Consider the following 741-nt stretch of genomic DNA (forward strand, 5'->3'; position numbering starts at 1 on the left):
AAAGGCGGACTTCTCTTGCTTCGGGTATCATCCCGACCTTGAATCACGACTCACGTTCCAAGAAAAGTGGGTACTAGGCCGAAACTCTCTGTGACTGCGACCGCCGGAGATCGAGGATGAATCGGCGCAGGCACATCTGGTTCGGCATGGTGGCATCGTTCGCCGCCATGATGGTCGCATCCGCGGCGTCAGCACAACAGCAAAAGCCGAACATCCTCCTCATTCTCGCTGACAACATCGGCTATGGCGACATCGGAGCTTACGGCGGCGGCGAACTGCGCGGGGCGCCGACGCCGCGCATCGACCGGCTTGCCGCCGAAGGCTTGCGGCTGACGCAGTTCCTGGTCGAGCCGTCCTGTACCCCGTCGCGCGCCGCCTTGATGACCGGACGCTATTCCATTCGCTCCGGTCTGTCGCTGGTTGCTGTCGAGGGGACTCCAATCTCGCTGCCGGCAACAGAAATCACCATGGCCGGAATGCTGCGCGAGGCAGGCTACGCCACGGCGATCTTTGGCAAATGGCATCTCGGCGCCCAGCCTTACAGCCAGCCGCAGAACAAGGGTTTCGACGAATTCTACGGCATCCCACTCGGCGATACCTGGGATGCCTTCCTCATGACCCAGCAGGCTCGGCAAACCAAGACGCTCGATATCCCGATCGATAAGCAGGGCTATCGCATGTGACCGAGGAGTTCGAAGACGAACGCATCGTTCCATCCGGCGCGTTTGAGCTTGCCGCGCA

1 protein-coding gene is annotated in these 741 nt (G+C 61.0%); it reads left to right on the forward strand.

Annotation, left to right across the window (positions count from 1 at the left end; all coding sequences use genetic code 11):
* Nucleotides 1-116 precede the first annotated feature (116 nt).
* Nucleotides 117-683: a sulfatase-like hydrolase/transferase gene (locus tag QJT82_RS45530; RefSeq protein WP_028343434.1), complete on the forward strand. Its 567-nt coding sequence runs from the start codon at nt 117-119 to the stop codon at nt 681-683.
* Nucleotides 684-741 lie beyond the last annotated feature (58 nt).

It is taken from the genome of Bradyrhizobium sp. Mp19 (assembly GCF_029952935.1).
GTDB classification, from domain to species: Bacteria; Pseudomonadota; Alphaproteobacteria; order Rhizobiales; family Xanthobacteraceae; genus Bradyrhizobium; species Bradyrhizobium elkanii.

Bases quoted from the DNA above. Each gene is read 5' to 3' on its own strand.
- QJT82_RS45530 (WP_028343434.1), top strand. From the start codon at position 117: ATGAATCGGCGCAGGCACATCTGGTTCGGCATGGTGGCATCGTTCGCC.